Here is a 19,726-nt window from a genome sequence, read left to right as displayed (position 1 = left end):
TGCCGCCCGGCGGTGCGGGGTTCGTCGACGGTGGTCACTGGCACGCCTCGCAGCTCTCGGGGTTCTCCAGGGAACAGGCCAGCGCCTCGGCGTCGGCCGCCACGACCGGGGCGACGGTGACGGTGGCCTGCTGGATCCGGGTCGCCGGACGCGACCGCAGGTAGTAGGTGGTCTTCAGCCCGGACTTCCAGGCGTACAGGTACATCGAGGACAACTTGCCGATGGTCGGCGCGCTGAGGAACAGGTTCAGCGACTGCGACTGGTCGATGTACGGCGCCCGCGCGGCGGCCAGGTCGATCAGCGCCCGCTGCGGCAGCTCCCACGCGGTCCGGAACAACTCCCGCACCTCGACGGGCAGGTCGACGATGCCCTGCACCGAACCCTCGGCCCGCTTGATCTGGTCGCGGATCTCCGACGTCCACAGGCCGCGCGCCTTCAGCTCGCGTACCAGATAGGTGTTGATCTGGAGGAACTCCCCGGACATGGTCTCCCGCTTGAACAGGTTGGACACCTGCGGCTCGATGCACTCGTAACAGCCGGCGATCGACGCGATCGTGGCGGTCGGGGCGATCGCCACGAGCAGCGAGTTGCGCAGGCCGTGCGCCGCGATCCGGGTGCGCAGCGCCGCCCACCGCGCGGCCTGGGTGGGCTCGACCCCCCACAGGTCCGGGTGCAGGTCACCCCGGGCCGCCCTGGTCTGCGGGTACGCCGGGTGCGCGCCGAACCGTTCGGCCAGGCCGGCCGAGGTCTCCAGGGCGGTCAGGAAGATCTCCTCCTGGACCCGGGTGGACAACTCCCGGGCCCCGGCCGAGTCGAACGGCAGCCGCAGCGCGAACAACGCGTCCTGCAAACCCATCAGCCCCAGCCCGACGGGCCGCCAGCGCGGGTTCGACGCCGCCGCCTGCTCGGCCGGGTAGTAGTTGATGTCGATCACCCGGTCCAGGAACACCACCGCCGTCCGGACCGTTGCGCGCAGCTTGTCCCAGTCGACGCCGTCGCCGGTGAGGTGCGCGCCGAGGTTGACCGAGCCGAGGTTGCACACCGCCGTCTCGGTGTCGCTGTTGACCTCCAGGATCTCGGTGCACAGGTTGGACAGGTGGATCGTGTTGCCCGGCACGCCGGTCTGGTTGGACAGCCGGTTCGACGGGTCCTTGAACGTCATCCACCCGTTGCCGGTCTGTGCCAGGGTGCGCATCATCCGCCCGTACAGGTCCCGGGCCTTCACCGTCCGGACCGCCTTCTTCTCGGCGACCCGGTACGCGGCGTCGAACTCCTCGCCGTACAGGTCGGGCAGCTCCGGGGCGTCCGACGGGTCGATCAGCGACCAGTCGCCGTCGGCCTCGACCCGGCGCATGAACTCGTCGGGGATCCAGTTGGCCAGGTTGAGGTTGTGGGTACGCCGGGCCTCCTCACCGGTGTTGTCCCGCAACTCCAGGAACTCCTCGACGTCCGGGTGCCAGGGTTCCAGGTAGACGCAGGCGGCGCCCTTGCGCCGGCCGCCCTGGTTGACCGCCGCCACCCCGGCGTCGAGGGTCTTGAGGAACGGCACGATCCCGTTGGACCGGCCGTTGGTGCCCCGGATCAGCGCGCCCCGGCCCCGCACCCGCGACCAGGAGATGCCGATGCCGCCGGAGAACTTCGACAGCTTCGCCACCTGGTGGTAGCGCTCGTAGATCGAGTCCAGCTCGTCGCGCGGCGAGTCGACCAGGAAACACGACGACATCTGGGTGTGCCGGGTGCCCGAGTTGAACAACGTCGGGGAACTCGGCAGGTAGGCAAGCGACGACATCAGCCGGTAGAACCCGACCGCCTCGTCGGGCGTGGTGGACAGCCCGCAGGCCACCCGCAGCAGCCAGAACTGCGGGGTCTCCACCACCAGCCGCGACTGCGGGTGCCGCAGCAGGTAGCGGTCGGCCACCGTCCGCAGCCCGAAATACTCGAACCGCAGGTCACCGGCCGGGTCGACGGCGTCGTCGAGCTGCCGGGCGTGCCGGGCCACGAACGCGGCGGTGTCGTCGGCGATCAGGCCGAGGCCGTGGGCGTACCGGATGGACTGGCTGAAGCTCTCCACCGCCTGCCCGCGGACCTCCTCGTCCACGTACGCGGCCAGCAGCCGGGCCGCCAGCCGGGAGTACTGCGGTTCCGTGCCGATCAGCTCCGCCGCCGTCTGGATCGACAGCTTGTCCAGCTCGGCGGTGGTCGCCCCGTCGTAGAGGCCGCTGATCGTCCTGGTGGCCACCCGCAGCGGATCGACCTCGTCCAGGTCGGTGGCCCACCGCGCGACCGCCGTGACGATCCGGTTGACGTCGACCGGCTCGGTGTCGCCGTCGCGCTTGCGTACCCGCATCGCCGGCCGGCGTGACTCCGCGCCGTCGACCTCGGACGGTGGGCGTTCCGCTACGTTCGTCATGACCTCTCCTCGCTGTCACCGATGGCCATCGGACGCGGGAGAACGCCAACGGGCACGGCACGACGGCCGGCCCGGGTGCTGGCGTCGGTCGTCCCGCGCGACCTCCGACCGCCGCGCGCAGCAGCGCACGGCGCACTGGCAGGTCTTCGGACTCGCGGGCGTGACCGGGGTCGCCGGTCGCCTACTGGCCGTCGCTTCCCAGACCTGGCGGTCCAGTGCTCGATGACGGCGGTCGTTCCCACTTACCGCTGCGGGGCAGTCCCGGATTTCCACCGGGTTCCCTGTTGCCTCGACCGGACCACCGGGCCCGGTCGAACCAGCTGCGTGGCACACCATATATGGCGTGGATGGGGGAGAGGCAACACTAGATGTCGCGTCGGCGTGTCAGATAACTCTCCTCCGACCGGTCGGTGGCCCGCAGTGACGCCAGCAGCCGCAGGGCGTCCGCGTCGGCACTGCCGGGCTCGGCGGTGAAGACCAGCAGGACCGGGCCGGGGTTGCCGGGCAGCGGGTAGGTGTCCCAGTCCAGGACGATGTCACCGACCCCGGGGACCTGGAAGGTCTTGGTTCCGGTGACCGACCCGCGCACGTCGTGCCGCGACCACAGCCGCCGGAACTCGGCGCTGCGGATGCTCAGCTCACCGACGATCGCGGTGGCCCGGGGATGGGTGGGGTCGGTGGCGACGGCGGCACGCATCATGCCGATGTAGTCCAGCGCCTGCTGCTCCCAGGACGCGCAGCGCCGCACCGGGGACGCCGCCTCGTCGAACATCAGCAGCAGCATGTTGAGCCGGCCCGGCGGGAGATCCGTCGGATCGCCGAGCAGCGCCACCGCCCACGCGTTCCAGGCGAGCAGGTCCAGGTGGCGGCCGAGCACCACCGCCGGGGTGTCCAGCACCCGCAGCAGCCGTCGGGTGCTCTCCGGCACCCGCTCCGGGCCGTGGTCCACCCGGGCCGGTACCGGCCGGCGGGCGGCGCGGGCCAGGGTGAACAGGTGCCGGCGTTCCTCGTCGTCGAGGGCGAGCGCGGCGGCGAGCGCGTCCAGCACGTGGTCGGACGGGCGGACCTCCCGGCCCTGCTCCATCCGCTGGTAGTAGTCGGTGCTCAACCCGGCCAGCAGCGCCAGCTCCTCGCGGCGCAGCCCGGTGACCCGCCGTCGCCCGCCCGGCTCCAGGCCGACGTCGCGGGGGTGCAGCCGGCCGCGTCGGGCGCGCAGGAAGTCACCGAGTTCGCGGGCGTACGGATGGGTCATGGGGCCAGTGTGACGCGGCCCGGACCGGGGTGGGTAGGACTGCGGGACCTAGGCGACCGGGGACGACCGAGCCCGGCCGGGCGGCCCCTAACGTCGGCGTCCCACCCCGACCGCTCAGGAGCAGCAGATGACCTGGACCGCCGACCACATCCCCGACCAGCACGGCCGTACCGCCGTGGTGACCGGCGCGAACTCGGGCCTCGGCCTGGTCACCGCCACCGCGCTGGCCCACCGTGGTGCGCACGTCGTGCTCGCCGTCCGCGACACCGCCGCCGGCCGGCAGGCCGGCCGGCGCATCGGCGGGAACGTCGAGGTACGTGAGCTGGACCTCGCCTCCCTCGCCTCGGTCCGGGCGTTCGCGGCGGGACTGGCCGCCGCCCATCCGAGGCTCGACCTGCTGGTCAACAACGCCGGTGCGGTGCTGCTCGGCCCGCGCCGCACCAGTGTCGACGGCCACGAGCTGCACCTCGCCACCAACCTGCTGGGTCACTTCGCGCTGACCGGTCTGCTGCTGGACAACCTGGCCGCCGCGCGGGCGGCCCGGGTGGTCCACCTCAGCTCGATCACCCACCGCAACGCACACCTGGACTTCGCCGACCTGATGGGCGAGCGCGGCTACCGGGGCGCCGCCGCGTACGGCCGGTCCAAGCTCGCCACCACCGTCTTCGGCGTGGAGCTGGACCGGCGGCTGCGCGCCGCCGGAGCACCGGTGCTCAGCGTGCTGGCCCATCCCGGTGTCACCCGCACCAACCTGACCCCCCGGGCCATGGCCCACCGTGGCCGGCGTGGCCGGGTGGTCGCCTGGCTGGGCCTGCTGGCCACCCAGCCGGTGGAGCGGGGTGCGCTGCCCCAGCTGCGCGCCGCCACCGACCCGGCGGTCCGTGGCGGCCAGTTCTTCGGCCCGGCCCGGCTCTTCCAGACCTGGGGTCCGGTCACCGAGGTGCGGGCCAGCCCGGAGGCCACCGATCCCGCTGTCGGCCGGCGGCTGTGGACGGCGGCCGAGGAACTGACCGGCGTGAGCTATCTCTGACGCAGGGTCGCACTAGCATGGCTGCGGTCGGTGACGGTGGCGGAGACGAGGCGACATGGGATGGCTCGGGCGGGTGCTGGGCGGCGGGGGCCGGCAGGTCCAGGAGGATCCGGTCCGGCAGGCGGCGCTGTCGGCCGAGGTGCGGCAGCGGTACGGCACCCACGTGGCCGTCGCGCCGGCCGACCAGGTGGCGGGGATCGTCGGCCTGCTCGACGACGGTGACGGCCTGGCGGTGGCGGCCAGGATCGTCGGCGAGTTCGCCGACGCGGCCCACGCGGACCTGTCGGCCCAGACGGCGGAGCTGTACCGGCGCACCGGTCACCGGTTCCCGGTGGACCGGCGCAACTACCGGCCACTGTGGCGGGCGGCCGGTGGCCGGCTGCACTGGCCGCTGTTCGCGCTGCCGGGCGGCCTGCACCCGTACGTGCACGTCGTCGCCGCCGCCACGGTCGTCGGGACGAGGGCGACGCAGTTCGTCCGGGCGACCGACCCGCATCCGCTGCTCGCCCGCCTGTTCGAGGTGCTCGACCTCACCACCTGCGGCTGGGAGTACGGCCGGGTCCGGGTGGACCACGACGGGGCGTCGCTGGTCGGCCGGCTGATCTCCACCACCCGGGACGTCCGGGCGGCGATGAAGGAACCCCCGCCGCTGCCGCCGTCGGTGCGGGAACTCATGCGCACCAACCGGGCGGTCGACGTCTTCGACCTCACCGGCGACCGGGTCGTCGGCACGATCAACGTGGGTGGTGAGCTGCGCCCGGCGCTGTTGACCTGACGCCGTCGGGTCGACCTGCGGGGCCGGCCTGCCCGGGGTGGACGCGGTTGCCGTCCACCCCGGGCTGCCGGGTCCCGTCACACCTGCACACCGCTCGAAATGTCGAGGGGGTACGCCGTGCCGGGCCGGGCCGGCGGCCCCGGTCAGGCCACGCGGTGCGGGGCGAGCCCGTTGGCGCAGTCGTCGATGGTGACGGTCTGCGAGAAGCGCAGCGCGTCCCGGCGGGCCCACCCGTTGATCCCGGTGGAGGTGTTGCGGACGAAGAACCACAGGTCACCGGTCAGCGTGGCGCAGTGGACGTCGATGTTCTGACTCGGGTACCCCTGGCCCTTGGGCTGGCAGTCCTGGTGGGGGTAGGCGCGGATGAAGGTCCCGTCGCCCCAGGAGATCCCGCCGCCGCTGTACAGGTCCGGGTGCTGCCCGTGGCCGTCGCAGTGGGCGCTGGCCGGGCTGGCGGGTATCAGGGCCAGCACCGAGCCGCTCGCGGCGAGGGTCAGCGCGGAGGCGATGGAGAGGAGCCGAGATCGCATGGAAGTCTCCTGTCGATAGGTGACGATCACTGTCCACAGAGGATTGCACGGGTCGGCCGCGCCCGCACGGCGAGCGGTCCGCGCCGGGGTCCCGCCGACCCGTGGGACGCCGCCTGCGGTCAGGCGAAGAGCAGGTCCAACTGGTGGTCGAGGACCGCGGTCGCCTGCGCCGGGGTGTACTGCCCGCCGAGCAGGTACACCCCCAGCCCCTCCACCAGCGCCAGCAGCCCCGCCGCGGCGTCCGACGCCGGTGACCGCGGCAGCAGCCCGGCGATGAACTCCACCAGTTGCGCGGTGTCCGGCCGCAGACCGGGGGCCGCCGCCGGGTGCAGGGCGGTCCAGGACAGGAACGCCAACGCCACCCGTCCGTCCTCGCGCGCCGCCTCGTCCAACGGCAGCAGCGCCGCAAGCAGGGTGCGCAGCAGCAGCCGGGGCCGCGGGTCCGACCCGAGCGCCGCGACCGCCGCCTCGACCCGGGCCCGACCCCGGTCCCGGACGACGGACAGCGCGAAGGCCATCATCTCGTCCTTGGTGGTGAAGTAGTGCTGCACCATGCCGGCGGACACCCCCGCCTCGGCGGCCACGTGCCGCAGGCTCACCGCCTCCAGACCCCGGTCGGCGGCGACCCGCATGAGCGCGTCCGCGATCAGCGTGCGGCGCTGACGGGGGTCGACCTTCCTGGGCATCGGGGCCTACCGCGCCGTCGTCACGGTGCCGGCCGCGCCGTCCACGGTGATCATCTGACCGGTGACGATCCGCGAGGTGGCGCCCGGCACGCTGATCACGGCCGGGATGCCGTACTCGCGGGCCACCGTCGGGCCGTGCGCCATGATCGCGCCGGTCTCGGTGACCAGCGCCCCGGCGGTCAGGAACAGCGGCGTCCAGCCCGGGTCGGTGGTGGCGGTCACGAGGATCTCCCCGGGTTCGAGGTACGCGGTGGCCGGGTCGGTGACCACCCGGGCCGGGCCGGTCACCCTACCCGTCGCCGCCCCCACGCCCCGCAGCAGTCCCGCCCCGTCGGTGGGGGCCGGCAGGGTGCTCTCCACGTCGGTCCCGTCGGACAGGAGCGCCACCGGCACGACCCGGCGGCGCAGCTCACGCCGGTGGGTCGCCCGGCGTCGGGCGACCAGCCCGGTCAGGTCGGCACCGGCCAGGGCCGCCTCGACCTCGTCGAGGGTGAGGAACATGACGTCGTCCGCCGTCGGGAACAGCGTCGCCCCGATGAGCAGCAACTGCTCGCGTACGGTCCGGAGCCGGTACAGCCCGGCGAACTTGCCGGCCTCCCGCAGTCCCGCCAGCCGTCGTGCCCGCCGCAGCAGGAAGATCGCGATCCGGCCCCGGACCGGGCGACGTCGGCGGACCCGGGCGGCCAACTCGTCGAGCGCGGCCCCGGCTGCTGCGGCGGCCTCGGCGAACCGGCGGTCGGGTGCCTGCGCGGGGTCGGTCAGCCGCAGGTAGTTGGCGACGGCCGCAAGGACCGGGGTGGGGTCCTCGGCCCAACGCGGCACCCCGACGTCGGCTTCGGCCGCCGCCCGGTGGCCGTAGCGGGACAGGAACCCGGACAGGCCGATCTCGGGGAGCGCGCCCCGCAGGTACCGGGCCGCCAGTTCGGCCGGTGGCGTGTCGAGGAGCAGGTCGCGGTGCTCGCGGGCGGCGCTGGCCAGCGCCCACAGCGCGAGGTCCATCTCGATCGTCACGTTGTGCGGGACGCCACGCAGCACCGCGTGGACGTCGTCCTCGGTGGCGACCCCCTTGAGCAGGTGGCCGGGCAGGGCCGAGGCGAGCATCCCGGCCACGATCGGCCAGGTGATGTCGTCGGCGGCACCGCCGTCGCCGTCGCCGTGGTCGCGGACGAACCGCAGCCGCTCGTGGGCCGTCCGCAGGTGTGCCGGTGCCACCGACTCGGCCCGCAGCCGGTCGACCGCGGCGACCAGCCGACGCCGTGCCGCGTCCGGTCGCGTCAGCGCCCGCAGGATGCCCCGCAGGGCCCGCAGCGCCGTGCCCAACGAGGCGTCCGCCGGGCGGCGGCGGGAGCCGTCACCGGACGGCGCGAACCGGGGGTCCCGCAGGACGTGCTCCATCACCGCCTGGGCGCGCGGCCCGAAGTCGACGGCCATCAGCCGGACGAGCCGTCGGCGGCTGGCCGGCCGGCGGACCAGGTCGGTCAGGTCGCCGTAGAGCCGTCCGCCGATGTCGACGATCTCCACCCGCATCCCGAGGGAGGCGACCATGGCGGCGATCATCGCGCGGAGCGTGGCCATGCCCATCGGGGTGACCGGTCGCAGCATCCCCTGCACGTTGCCGAACTCGACGTACACCCGCAGGTCGTCGGTCTGCGGCGGCGCCGGGAACAGCGTGCTGACCGGCCGCGACTGGAGCAACCACAGGGTCCCGTCGGGGTCGATGGCCCACTCGACGTCCTGTGGCCCGCCGAAGTGCGCCTGTACCCGCCGGCCGACGGCCCACAGCTCGCCCTGCCACCCGGGCTCCGGCCGTCCCCCGTCGCTACCGGCCGGATCGGCGAGCACGACGCGCGTCACGTCGGTGCGGCCGTCGACGACCGTCGTGCCCGGCCCGACCTCGACGAGCATCTCGGTGCGGTTGCCGGTGACCGGGTTGGCCGTGTAGAGCACGCCGGCCCGGACCGGGGCGACCATCCGCTGCACCACCACCGCCATGCGCACGTCGGCGGGGTCGGTCCCGCGCGCCTGGCGGTAGGCCGCCGCCCGGCTGCCGTGCAGCGACTCCCAGCAGGTGCCGATCGCCGCCAGCAGGTCCGCCTCGCCCTCGACGTCCAGCACCGTGTCGTGCTGGCCCGCGAAGCTGGCGTCCGGCAGGTCCTCGTCGGTCGCGCTCGACCGCACCGCCACCGGCCCGCCGCCCAGCCGCGCGTACGCCGCCCGGACCTCGTCCCGCGGCACCACCCCGGCGCGGTACGCCTCGGTGGTCACGCAGAAACCCTCGGGTACCCGCTCGCCAGCGCGGATCAGCTCGCCGAGACCGGCCGCCTTGCCGCCGACCAGCGGGACCAGGTCGGCGTGTGCCTCCGACAGGGGGATCACCGACACCTGCGCCTCCCGTTTGCAATACGACTGCATTGCAAAGAAGGTACGCGGGTTACAGTGCAACTGCAATGTAAAAAGTCGGCAGCACCCGGAAGGGGCGGACCGGCGGCGGGTTCAGCCCAGCGCCGGAACGACGATCGGCAGCCGGACGGTGAAGGTGCTGCCCTGACCCGGGACGCTCTCGACGCCGATCGTGCCGCCGTGCGCCTCGGCGAGCTTGCGGGCGATCGACAGCCCGAGCCCGCTGCCACCGGTGCTGCGGGTGCGGGAGTCGTCGGCCCGCCAGAACCGGTCGAAGATCTTCGCCTGGTCGGCGGGGGCGATGCCGGTGCCGGTGTCGGACACGGCGATGGCGAGCTGGTCGTCGCGTACCTCCAGGCGCACGACGACCGACCCGCCCGCCGGGGTGTGCCGTACCGCGTTGGCGACGATGTTGCCGACGATCTGGCGCAGCCGGGCCCCGTCGACGGCCATCTCCAGGTCCGCGCCCACCGAGGTGCCCAGCCGGACCCCGGCCGCCTCGGCCGCGCCCCGGTGCGCCTCGACGACCTGCTCCAGCAGGTCGGCCACGAAGTACGGCTCGCGGTGGATACGCAGGTCACCGGCGTCGGCGGCAGCCAGGTCACGCAGGTCGTCGATGATGTGCTGCAGCAGCAGCGCCTCGTCGAGCAGCAGGGTGAGCAGCTGGGTGTCGAGCTGCGCCAGACCGTCCTGCGCGGCCTCCAACCAGCTGCGCATGTTGGTCAACGGCGTCCGTAACTCGTGCGCCACGTCGCTGACCATGCTCCGGCGCAACGCCTCGGTCTGCTCGCGCCGGGCGGCGAGATCGTTGAGCGCGGTGGCCAGCATGCCGATCTCGTCGCGGGTGGTCACCGGCACCCGGGCCGGTTCGTCCATCGGCTGCCGGGTCGCGTCGGTGAGCGCCCGCAACGGCCGGACCAGTCGCCGCCCGACCAGCACGGTGATCAGCACGGTGGCCACCAGCACCGCCCCGGTCACCTGGGCGATGCGGACCACGTTGGCCCGGGACAGGTTGAACACCGGCTCGGAGCCACCCTGCGCCTCGTCGGTGACGAACAGCAACGCCGGTGGCGCCACGTACGCCCGGAGCTGGGCCGTCCGGGCCTGCTGCAGGCAGCCGGCGACCTGCTGGTCGAAGCGGGTGTCGCGGCTCGGTGCCGCGGTCCGGTCGGCGCGGATGTCGACCCGGGTCGGTGCCCCCAGCTCCCTGAGGCAGGTCTTGGTCAGGGTCTCCAACTGGGCGATCCCGGCGGCCTCGCTCGGCATCGGGCGGGTCAGCTCGTCGGGCAGGCAGAACCCGACGATGCCCCGGTCCTTCGGGTCGCTCACCTGCACCGAGGCGCGGCCGGCCGGATCCACCACGACCCGCGCGTCGGCCCTGGACTCGGCGCGCACGCAGCCCAGTTGCCGCTCGGCCAGCTCCCGGATGTTGTTGCTCTCCCGCTTGGTCAGCCGGTACGGCCCGACCGCGCGCGGATCGACCCGTTCGGTCCCGCCGGTCAGCCCCAGGTCGACCTGCAGCGGGTCGACGGTCGCCGACGGCCGGGCGGTCTGCAACGACGGGCCGTCCGGGGCGGAGTCGGCGATCACCTGCCGGTCCGGGGTCATCAGGGTGATCCGCCGTTCGAGCCGGTCGGCCCGCTCGGCGAGGACCGCGTCGACCCCGGTCCAGTCCCGGTGGGTCGCCGCGTGGTCCAGCAGCGTGTCGTAGATGCTCTTGTCGTCGGCGAGCGAACGCCCCTGCTCCTGTTGGATCGCCCGCGTGGTCGACTGCACGGCCAGCCAGGTCGTCGCCAGGATCGCGCAGATCGCGACCAGCAGCGAGGTGGCCAGCAGCCGCACCACCAGGCTGCGGTGCAGGGGGACCCGCTGCTGCCTGGTCACGACGTGCCGGCGCTGAGCTTGTAGCCGACGCCGTAGACGGTCAGCAGCTGCTGCGGCCGGCGCGGATTCGACTCGATCTTGCGGCGCAGGTTCATCACGTGGACGTCGATGGTGCGTCCGGTCGACTCCCGGTCGACGCCCCGGGTGTGTTCGAGCAGTTGCACCCGGCTGAACACCCGGCCGGGCTGCCGGATCATCGCGGCGAGGATGGCGAACTCACCGGCGGTGCAGTCGACGGTGGTGTCCCCGGCGGTGACCAGGCGTCGGGACTCGTCGACGGTGAGCCGCCCGAGCCGGTGCACCGGTGACTCCTGGGGCGTCGTGCGCACCCGCCGCAGCAGGGTACGCACCCGGGCCACCAGCTCACGCGGGCTGTACGGCTTGGTCATGTAGTCGTCGGCGCCCAGGTCCAGCCCGCGCAGCAGGTCGTCCTCGGCGGACCGCGCGGTCAGCATCAGCACCGGCACGTCCGACTCCTGCCGCAGGATCCGGCAGACCTGCATGCCGTCCAGTTTCGGCAGCATCACGTCGAGCAGGAGAAGGTCGAACACCTGCTCCCGGGCCTGACGCAGCGCCGTCTCACCGTCGGCCACCACCGTCGCCCGGTGACCCGCCGCGGTGAGGTAGCGGCGCAACGCCTCGGCCTGCCGCGGATCGTCCTCCGCGAGCATCACGTGTGCGCACATGCTGGGGAATATAGAGCAGGTCAGGGGCGACGCGGATCCAGCGGAAGGCGGTGACACCGGGCACCTCTCGGTCCGTGCGCAGTTCGTCGGGCGGGTGACGGGGAGATCCGACGTTCGTGAGAAAAAGGTCATGCCCGGCCTTGACCGGTTCCTGACAAACCGGTGGCACCATCGCCGGCGGACGACCGTCGGCGGCGTCGCCCGGGGGTGGGCGACACCGCCGGCCGGGGCGGCTACTTCCGCTTCGCGGCGACCTCACGCTCACACGCCGGGGAGTACTTCAACCCCTTGGAGATCGACTCGGAGTCGTTGTTCTTGCCGCCGAAGGCCCAGCCCGTGCCGTCGGCACCCACCTCGACATACCGGACGCCCTTGCCCTTGAGGCACTTCACCACGTCCCGGGCGAAGTCCTTCGCCTCCGGGTTGGCCGGGTCGAACTCCCACGGCGGCAGCGGCATCAGGTGCTCACACGCCTTTCCCGCCTCGCTGATCCCGTCCGCGCCGGTGCCGTCGCTGCGCCGCTTGGTGATGTCGACGCCGTGCTCGGTCAGGCACTTCGTATACGGTTTGAGGCGTTCCTTCTGGTCTTCCGGGGTGTCGTCGAGGCGTTCCCGTGGCCGCTCGTCCTGCGGCGTCGTCGCCGACGCGGCGGGGGTGGGCGTGCCGGTCTGGAGGGTGGCCACCTCCGCCCCGCCGGTGCTGCTGGCGGCGGGCGGGTCCTCGTCGGCGGTCGAGCACCCGCCGGCCAGCAGTACGGCGCCGCACAACGCAGCCATCAGTTGCTTCCTCATCGTCACGCCTCCGGTCAGCTCTGCGGCGATCTCGCCGGGGCCCAGCATCACCGTCGACTGTCAGGAAGCTGTTTGCCGCGACGGGCCTGCCCCACGGGTGTCGTACCGGTGGGGGAGACTGCCGGGCATGGCTGAACGGGACGATCCGAAGGCGGCACTGCGGCACTACCTCCAGACCACCCGCGACGACCTGGTGTGGAAGCTGGAAGGGCTCGACGAACGCGAGGCCCGGCTGCCCCGCACCTCCACCGGCAACAACCTGCTGGGCCTGCTCAAGCACTGCCTGAACGTGGAGGCCGGCTACTTCGGCCCCACCTTCGGCCGGGAGTTTCCGTCGCCCGGCGAACTGGTCCCCATGGCGGCGTACGACGAGGACCCGCAGGCGGACTGGTACGCGCGGGCGGACGAGACGAAGGACGGACTGCTCGACCTGTACCGCCGGGTGGCCGAGTTCGCCGACCTGACGATCGCCGAGTTGCCGCTCGACGCGCCGGGGCGGGTGCCGTGGTGGCGGCCGGGGCACCAGGAGGTGACCCTGCACCAGATCATCATCCACGTGACCTGCGATCTCGCCCGGCACGCCGGCCACGCCGACATCCTGCGCGAGCAGCACGACGCGACGGTCGGCTGGCGACGGGAGAACCCGCAGGTCATCGACGACCAGGAGTGGCCGGCGTACGTCGCCAAGCTGACCGCGCTCGCCGACCGGTTCGCCTGACGCCGACCGGTCCACCCCCCGGGGGGAGGGGGACGGTCCGTCCCGCCTGCGCTCAACCGGTGGCGGCGAGCGTCGCCGGGCGGGCCGCCGCGACCGGACCGGGCCGCCGCCGCCGGATCAGCCACTCGGCGACGAGCAGGTTGAGCGTCCAGGCCGCCCCCATGAGCAGCGCCCGGGACAGCTCGGTGGTCGGCCCCACCGCCAGCGCCCAGGTTGACAGCAGCACCGCCTGGGTCCCCGCGCCCTGCGCGATCGCGTAACCCCGCATCATCCAGGCCCGGTGCTGGGACAGCCGTCGCCGTCGGACGGCCACGAAACCGGCGGCGACGGCGACGAACATGCCGGCGGCGAACAGGTACCGCAGCACCATGAGCAGCGGGCCGTCGCCCGGCGGCAGCGGATAGGTGGCGTTCATCCACCATCCGGACGCGGCCACCACCAGTCCACAGCCGACCAGCGCCCGGCCCGCCCGGCGGTGCCACGCCCGGTGGCGGTCCCGGAACCCCGGTGCGAACTGGAACGCCCCCAGCAGGCTGAACGTGACGGCGGCGACGATGTGCAGCAGCACCGGGACCGGCGCGGCGAAGAAGCGTTCGTTGGCGGGGGTCACCTCGGCCCCACCGGACAGGGATGCCACCCGCAGCGCGCTGCCGAAGGTGGGGGCCGCGCTGAGCACGATGAGCCCGGTGAGGAGGGGCCAGTCCCGTCGTCGCGTCGTCATGACCCGAGCATGGCGACCGGGGCCGGCCGGCTCATCGGTCCACGGGCCGCCGTCGGACCGGCCGATGGTCGGGGTCGTCGGCCGTACTTTCGGCGGCGTCCACCCTCGACCGTCCCGCCGGGGCCACGCCGCCGTTGGAGATCGGCTCAGCCGCCGCGCAGCCGGTCGGTCTCGTACGCCCACATCGCGACCTCGACCCGGTTACGGGCCCCCAGCTTCGCCATCAGGCTGGCGACGTGCGTCTTGACCGTGCTCAGCGTGATGTGCAGCTCGGCGGAGATCTCGGTGTTGGTGCGTCCCCGGGCCACCGCGCCCAGCACCTGCTCCTCCCGGTCGGTGAGCCGGTCGACCGGCTGGCGGGGCGGGGTGGCCGGGCCGGCGTCGGCGAACGCCCGCAGCAGCCGGGTGGTGACCTGCGGCGCGATCAGCGCGTCCCCGGCGGCCGCCGCGTGGACGGCCTGGGTGAGCAGGGCCGGGCCGCAGTCCTTGAGCAGGAAGCCCCGGGCCCCGGCGCGCAGCGCGGCGTAGACGTACTCGTCGAGGTCGAACGTCGTGATGACCACCACCGCCATCGGGTCCGCGACCCCCGGACCGGCCAGCAGCCGGGTCGCCTCGATCCCGTCCACGCCGGGCATCCGGATGTCGAACAGGCACACGTCGGGGCGCAGCCGCCGGGCCAGCTCGACCGCCCGCTGCCCGGTGGCCGCCTCGCCGACGACCTCGACGTCGGGCTGCGCGGCGAGGATCATCGCCAGGCCGGTCCGCACGATCTCCTGGTCGTCGGCCACGAGCACCCGTACCCGGGTCCTGCCGCTCATGCCACGGCCCGGGGCAGCGCGGCGGTGACCGTCCACCCGTGGTCCCGGTCGGGGCCGGCGTCGAGGGAGCCGCCGAGCAGGTGGGCCCGTTCCCGCATCCCGACCAGCCCGTAGCCGTCGCGTCCGGGTGCCGGCGGGCCGACACCGTCGTCGTAGACCCGCAGCCGCACCGTGTCCTCGTCGGCCACCACCTGGACGGTGATCCGGGTCGCGTCCCGGGCGTGCCGGCGGGCGTTGGTGACCGACTCCCGGGCCAGCCGGCAGATCGTGGCCGCCACCGGGGCCGGCAGTCCGTCCAGGTCGCCGACCAGGTCCACCTCGACGGCCGGACCGTCCCCGGTCCGGTCCGCCAGCTGCCGCAGGTCGGCGATGCGGAGGCTCGGCTCCCGGTCGGCCGGCTCGTCGCGGCGCAGGGCCCGGACCAGGGTGCGCATCTCGGTCAGGGCCTGGCTCGCCTCCGTCTCGATCAGCCGTAGCGCGTCGGCGGCGGCCGAGGGTCGGGTCTCCAGCAGGGCGAGTCCGGCCTGGGCCCGGACGGCTATCGCGGACACGTGGTGGGCGACGGTGTCGTGCAGGTCGCGGGCCAGCCGTTCCCGCTCGCGCAGCGTCACCTGCTCGACCTCCCGCCGTCGGGCCCGGTCCCGCCAGCGCAGCGCGGCCCCGACCGCGAGCGCCGCCGCGACCACCCCGGCCCCGCCCAGGGCGTCGTCCGGGCCGAGGTGGCCGACCACAGTCGACCAGGTGAGCTTCGCGGCGACGAGGGTCGCGCCGAACCCCGCCTCCCGCCCCGACCCCCAGCGGGTCAGCGCGAACACCGCCAGCAGCAGGTAGGCAAGCGTGTGCAGGCCGAGGTCGCCACCGACGACGACCTCGCCCACGGCGCAGACCGGGAAGGCGACGAGCGTCACGAGCAGCGGCCGGCTCCGCCGCCACAGCAGGACCGGGGCGAGACCGACACCGATCAGGACCGGCACGGCCGCCGGCTGCGGCAGGGTGCCCCACCGGGCGAGCCCCTCCACCAGCGCCGCCGCCGCGAGCAGGGCGACCAGCGCCCCGTCGCGCCACCCGTGCGGCGCAGGGCGTGCCGGGCGGGGCTCACGCCACCAGGATCGCAGCAGCTCGCGCACGGGGAAATCGTACGGGCGGCGGGCATCTGTCCGGTGCCCCGGCGGCGCGGGTGGGCAGCGTCGTCGGGGTGCCCTCCCGGGGTCAGCCGGCCGGCAGCAACCGGGCGAGCGCGTTGCGGACGGCGACACCCGGGCGACTCCTCGGGACCAGCACCGACGCCACGAGGCCGGTGGTCCGCCCGCGACGGTCGGTGCGGCGTCGGTGCTCGGCCTCGTAGCGGCGCAGGGCGGCGGCGGGTTCGTTCCCGGCGAGGGCGGCGGCCAGGGTACGGGCCCCGGCGATGGCCAGGCTCGACCCGTCGCCGAACAACGACACCGAGGCCGCCGCGTCGCCGAGCAGCGTCACCCGCCCGCTGGACCAGCACGGCAGCACCACCCGGGTGACCGCGTCGAAGTAGAGGTCGTCTGCCTGTCGGGCCCGGGCCAGCAACTCGGGGATCCGCCAGCCACCTTCCCGGGCGTACGCGTCGGTGAGGATCTGCCGGTGCCGGGCCGCGTCGGTGTGGTCGAAGTCGACGACGGCGGGGTGCCGGAAGATGAAGGCGACCCCCGCCTCGCCCCGGACCGGGTGGATCGCGACGAGCCGGCCCGGTGTGTTGTGCAGCAGGACGTCGTGGGGGTGCTGCGGTGCCTCGCCGAGCAGTGTGGTGGCCACGTAGAGGCCGAGGTGGCGGACGACGTCGCGCTCCGGCCCGAAGGCGAGCCGGCGGACCGTCGAGTGCAGTCCGTCCGCGCCGACGACCAGGTCGAACCGGCGGGGCGGGCCGGTGGCGAAGGTGACGTCCACCCCGTCGGGGTCCTGGTCGAGTCGGGTGACCGTGTCGTCGTACCGGAACTCGGCGTCGTCGCGGGCCGCGTCGTGCAGGATGCGGGCGAGGTCGGCGCGGGGCACCTCGATCTCCGCCGTGCCGGCCGGGCTGCGGGTGGCGGGCATCGCGATGCGGCGACCGGGCCGGCCCGCCGGGTCGACGATCCGCAGCCCGGTGGCGTGCGTGGCCGCCGCCCGCAGGGCATCCACCACGCCCATCTGTTCGACCACCGGCAGGGCCGGTCCGCGGACGTCGACCGGGTTGCCGCTGGAGCGCTGCCCGGCGGCGCGCTCGACCACCGTGGGCCGCCACCCCGCGCGGGCCAGCCAGTAGGCGAGGGTCGGGCCGGCCACGCCGGCCCCGGAGATGAGTACGGTACGCATGACCCGAACTTTTCCGCACTCAGTGCAGAAATGCAATGAGTGCGGATTTGCGTTCGGTGCGCTAAGGTGTGCCGATGTCCCTCCGCGACCGCAAGCGGGCCCGCACCCGGCAGGCGCTTGTCGACGCCGCCGTCGACCTGTTCGGACGCCAGGGCTACGAGGCGACCACCATCGCCGAGATCGCCGCCGCCGCCGACATCGGCACCCGCACCTTCTTCAGTTACTTCCCGAGCAAGGAGGATCTGCTCTTCCCGGAGGCCGACCGTCGGGTGCGCGTCGCGGTCGACGCCATCGCCGGCCGGTCGCCGGGCGAGGAACCGGCCGAGGTGCTGTTGCGCGCGCTGCGGCAGGCGAACGACGAGAGCGGGGACATGACCGGTCCCCTCGCCGCGCTGCGGATCCGGCTGACCATGGAGGTGCCCGCCGTCCGGGGTCGGTCCCTGCAACTGCAGTGGGAGAGTCAACGCGAGATCGCCCGGCACCTCGCCGCCGCCTATCCCGACCGCCTCGACGAGGTCAGCGCCGCCGCCCTGGTCGGCGCGTTCGTCGGCGCGGCCACCGCCGCCCTGACCACGCTCCTGGAGGACCCGCGCCGCCGCGCCGACCCGGCCGCGATCCGCGCGTCCCTCCAGCAGGCCACCGAGGTCGCCCTGCGCCCGTGGACGCCCCGGCCCTGAGCCGCGCCCCACCCACCGGGGCCGGTCCGTCGGCGGTGCCGTGATCCGCGCGGGGCCGACCGTGTCGGCGGATCCGGGTACGGTTTCCGGTGCCCGGCCGGCACGCCCGCCGGCGGCACGTCGCCGGCCGACCGGCGGTCGACCGTGGAGGGAGCGAGCGTGACGCAGCGCAGAGCACTGGTGGTACGCGGCGGCTGGGAGGGGCACCAGCCGGTCCGGGCGACGGAGCTGTTCCTGCCGTTCCTGGCGGACAACGGCTACACGGTACGGATCGAGGAGTCCACCGCGGTCTACGCCGACGCCGACGCGATGGCCGGCACCGACCTCGTCGTGCAGTGCATGACGATGGCCGAGATCACCGCCGACGAGGTGGCCGGCCTGCGCGCGGCGGTCGTCGCCGGGACGGGCCTGACCGGCTGGCACGGCGGCATCGTGGACGCGTTCCGCGCCTCGTCGGACTACCTGCACCTGGTGGGCGGCCAGTTCGCGACCCACCCCGGGCGGGAGCCCTGCGAGCGGCAGGGCGGGGAACAGGACAACTTCCTGCCGCACACGGTGACGGTCACCGACCTCGGCCGGGAGCATCCGATCACCGCCGGGATCGCCGACTTCGAGCTGGTCACCGAGCAGTACTGGGTGCTGCACGACGACCTGGTCGACGTCCTCGCCACCACCGTCCACCCCACCCGGGACTGGCACCCCTGGCACCGGCCGGTCACCTCACCGGCGATCTGGACCCGACGCTGGGGCGCCGGCCGGGTCGTCGTGACGACCCCCGGGCACAGCCTCGACGTGCTGGAGCACCCGTCCGTGCGGACCGTCATCGAGAGGGGCATGCTGTGGGCGACCCGCACCGCGTCGGCGTCGTAGGGCTCGGGGTCATCTCCCGCGCCTATCTGGACACCCTGGCCCACCACCCCGAGCTGCGCATCGTCGCGGTGGCCGACCTCGACGCCGACCGGTCGGCCGCGGCCGCTGCGGCCCTCCCCGACGCCGAGGCGATGAGCGTCGCGCGCCTGCTCGACCACCCCGACGTGCAGACGGTGCTCAACCTCACCATCCCCGCCGCCCACGTGGAGGTCTCGCTCGCCGCGATCGACGCCGGCAGGCACGTGTACGTCGAGAAGCCGCTCGCCGTGGAGTTGCCGCAGGGCCGCACGGTCCTCGACCGGGCCGCCTCGGCCGGGGTGCGGGTGGGCTGCGCGCCCGACACCGTCCTGGGCACCGGCACCCAGACGGCCCGTGCGGCGATCGACGGCGGGCTGATCGGGCGTCCGCTGGCCGCCTCGGCCGTCATGGTCACCCCCGGGCACGAGCGGTGGCACCCCCACCCCGACTTCTACTACGCCCCGGGTGGCGGCCCGTTGCTGGACATGGGTCCCTACTACCTGTCAGCGCTGATCCACCTGCTCGGTCCGGTGCGCGCGGTGACCGGGGCGGCCAGCCGGCTGCGCCCGGAACGGGTCATCGGCAACGGCCCGCGCCTCGGCGAGCGCGTCCCCGTCCTGGTGGACACCCACGTGTCGGGCGTGCTCGAACACGACAGCGGGGTGCTGTCCACCATCACCACCAGTTTCGAGGGGGTGACCACGACGGCCGCGCCGATCGAGGTGCACGGCGAGACCGGCACCCTCGCCGTACCCGACCCGAACTACTTCGACGGCGAGGTCCGGCTGTGCCCGCTCGGCGGCGACGGCTGGCAGGTGCTCGCCCCGTCGGCGGGTTACCAGGCCGGTGCCCGGGGCCTCGGGCTGATCGACGCGGTCCGGGCCGACGCCACCCGGGCCCCCCGGGCGGGCGGTGACCTGGCGTTGCACGTCCTCGACACGATGACCGGGCTGCTGCGGTCGGCGGCCGAGGGCCGGCGGATCGCACTGGGCACGACGGTGCGGCGACCCCATCCCGTGCCGTTCACCTCGGCCGAGGACTGGCAGGGCCGTGCGGGGACGACAGGAGGCGGCGCGGGCTCCCGCTGACCCGCACCGCCCGACCCACCTCCACCGTCCGGGTGTCCGGCCTGGACGAAAGG

18 protein-coding genes and 1 riboswitch are annotated in these 19,726 nt (G+C 74.0%); of the genes, 6 read left to right on the top strand and 12 right to left on the bottom strand.

The window, feature by feature from the left end; translation table 11 throughout:
- Nucleotides 1-34: 34 nt before the first annotated feature.
- Together ACQP2H_RS19425 and ACQP2H_RS19420 are read right to left on the bottom strand one after the other, a co-directional pair.
- Nucleotides 35-2,410, bottom strand: coding sequence for a ribonucleoside-diphosphate reductase subunit alpha (locus ACQP2H_RS19425; RefSeq protein ID WP_433228377.1), 2,376 nt, complete (start codon nt 2,408-2,410; stop codon nt 35-37).
- A gap of 120 nt (nt 2,411-2,530) precedes the next feature.
- A riboswitch (cobalamin riboswitch) is annotated at nt 2,531-2,747 on the bottom strand.
- Between the two features lie 27 nt (nt 2,748-2,774).
- On the bottom strand, nt 2,775-3,662 hold the full coding sequence (locus tag ACQP2H_RS19420) for a helix-turn-helix transcriptional regulator (RefSeq protein ID WP_433228375.1): 888 nt from the start codon (nt 3,660-3,662) through the stop codon (nt 2,775-2,777).
- A gap of 127 nt (nt 3,663-3,789) precedes the next feature.
- Here ACQP2H_RS19420 and ACQP2H_RS19415 point away from each other — a divergent pair, with 127 nt between their 5' ends.
- Together ACQP2H_RS19415 and ACQP2H_RS19410 are read left to right on the top strand one after the other, a co-directional pair.
- Nucleotides 3,790-4,692, top strand: a complete 903-nt coding sequence (locus ACQP2H_RS19415; protein WP_433228373.1) for an oxidoreductase — start codon at nt 3,790-3,792, stop codon at nt 4,690-4,692.
- 55 nt (nt 4,693-4,747) lie between these two features.
- Complete coding sequence (locus ACQP2H_RS19410) at nt 4,748-5,467, top strand: hypothetical protein (RefSeq protein ID WP_433228371.1); 720 nt, start codon at nt 4,748-4,750, stop codon at nt 5,465-5,467.
- A gap of 143 nt (nt 5,468-5,610) precedes the next feature.
- Here the strand turns inward: ACQP2H_RS19410 and ACQP2H_RS19405 are convergent, their stop codons facing one another.
- From ACQP2H_RS19405 to ACQP2H_RS19380, 6 genes are all read right to left on the bottom strand, one after another.
- Nucleotides 5,611-5,997: a hypothetical protein gene (locus tag ACQP2H_RS19405; protein WP_208567516.1), complete on the bottom strand. Its 387-nt coding sequence runs from the start codon at nt 5,995-5,997 to the stop codon at nt 5,611-5,613.
- A 119-nt stretch (nt 5,998-6,116) separates the two neighbouring features.
- Complete coding sequence (locus ACQP2H_RS19400; RefSeq protein WP_433228370.1) at nt 6,117-6,683, bottom strand: TetR/AcrR family transcriptional regulator; 567 nt, start codon at nt 6,681-6,683, stop codon at nt 6,117-6,119.
- Nucleotides 6,684-6,689: 6 nt separating this feature from the next.
- Complete coding sequence (locus ACQP2H_RS19395) at nt 6,690-9,095, bottom strand: PEP/pyruvate-binding domain-containing protein (protein ID WP_433228369.1); 2,406 nt, start codon at nt 9,093-9,095, stop codon at nt 6,690-6,692.
- A gap of 81 nt (nt 9,096-9,176) precedes the next feature.
- On the bottom strand, nt 9,177-10,967 hold the full coding sequence (locus ACQP2H_RS19390; RefSeq protein WP_433228367.1) for a sensor histidine kinase: 1,791 nt from the start codon (nt 10,965-10,967) through the stop codon (nt 9,177-9,179).
- Nucleotides 10,964-11,653: a response regulator transcription factor gene (locus ACQP2H_RS19385; RefSeq protein WP_357534083.1), complete on the bottom strand. Its 690-nt coding sequence runs from the start codon at nt 11,651-11,653 to the stop codon at nt 10,964-10,966. The genes ACQP2H_RS19390 and ACQP2H_RS19385 overlap by 4 nt, the downstream gene beginning before the upstream one ends.
- A gap of 233 nt (nt 11,654-11,886) precedes the next feature.
- Nucleotides 11,887-12,444 carry a hypothetical protein gene (locus tag ACQP2H_RS19380; RefSeq protein WP_433228365.1) on the bottom strand — a complete coding sequence of 186 codons (558 nt, stop codon included), beginning with the start codon at nt 12,442-12,444 and terminating at the stop codon, nt 11,887-11,889.
- A 127-nt stretch (nt 12,445-12,571) separates the two neighbouring features.
- Here ACQP2H_RS19380 and ACQP2H_RS19375 point away from each other — a divergent pair, with 127 nt between their 5' ends.
- Nucleotides 12,572-13,162: a DinB family protein gene (locus ACQP2H_RS19375; RefSeq protein ID WP_433228364.1), complete on the top strand. Its 591-nt coding sequence runs from the start codon at nt 12,572-12,574 to the stop codon at nt 13,160-13,162.
- A 52-nt stretch (nt 13,163-13,214) separates the two neighbouring features.
- On the opposite strand, the gene ACQP2H_RS19370 is transcribed toward ACQP2H_RS19375, so the two are convergent.
- The 4 genes from ACQP2H_RS19370 to ACQP2H_RS19355 all read right to left on the bottom strand — a co-directional run bounded on the left by ACQP2H_RS19370 (nt 13,215) and on the right by ACQP2H_RS19355 (nt 17,020).
- Complete coding sequence (locus tag ACQP2H_RS19370; protein WP_357534087.1) at nt 13,215-13,883, bottom strand: DUF2306 domain-containing protein; 669 nt, start codon at nt 13,881-13,883, stop codon at nt 13,215-13,217.
- 146 nt (nt 13,884-14,029) lie between these two features.
- Nucleotides 14,030-14,701, bottom strand: a complete 672-nt coding sequence (locus tag ACQP2H_RS19365) for a response regulator (protein ID WP_208567505.1) — start codon at nt 14,699-14,701, stop codon at nt 14,030-14,032.
- Nucleotides 14,698-15,828 carry a sensor histidine kinase gene (locus tag ACQP2H_RS19360; RefSeq protein ID WP_433228361.1) on the bottom strand — a complete coding sequence of 377 codons (1,131 nt, stop codon included), beginning with the start codon at nt 15,826-15,828 and terminating at the stop codon, nt 14,698-14,700. The genes ACQP2H_RS19365 and ACQP2H_RS19360 overlap by 4 nt, the downstream gene beginning before the upstream one ends.
- Nucleotides 15,829-15,910: 82 nt before the next feature.
- Complete coding sequence (locus ACQP2H_RS19355) at nt 15,911-17,020, bottom strand: FAD-dependent monooxygenase (RefSeq protein ID WP_433228359.1); 1,110 nt, start codon at nt 17,018-17,020, stop codon at nt 15,911-15,913.
- 74 nt (nt 17,021-17,094) lie between these two features.
- Between ACQP2H_RS19355 and ACQP2H_RS19350 the strand changes: the two genes are divergently transcribed.
- From ACQP2H_RS19350 to ACQP2H_RS19340, 3 genes are all read left to right on the top strand, one after another.
- Entirely contained in the window at nt 17,095-17,697 is a 603-nt protein-coding gene (locus ACQP2H_RS19350; RefSeq protein WP_208567502.1) for a TetR/AcrR family transcriptional regulator, read from the top strand.
- Nucleotides 17,698-17,856: 159 nt separating this feature from the next.
- Nucleotides 17,857-18,567, top strand: a complete 711-nt coding sequence (locus ACQP2H_RS19345; protein ID WP_219463212.1) for a ThuA domain-containing protein — start codon at nt 17,857-17,859, stop codon at nt 18,565-18,567.
- Entirely contained in the window at nt 18,537-19,673 is a 1,137-nt protein-coding gene (locus ACQP2H_RS19340; protein WP_219463210.1) for a Gfo/Idh/MocA family protein, read from the top strand. Before ACQP2H_RS19345 ends, ACQP2H_RS19340 begins: the two co-directional genes overlap by 31 nt.
- The last annotated feature ends 53 nt before the right edge of the window (nt 19,674-19,726 follow it).

Source organism: Micromonospora sp. CA-248260 (assembly GCF_050942205.1).
Taxonomy (GTDB): domain Bacteria; phylum Actinomycetota; class Actinomycetes; order Mycobacteriales; family Micromonosporaceae; genus Micromonospora; species Micromonospora antibiotica.
This window is presented reverse-complemented; position numbering and strand designations above follow the sequence as displayed.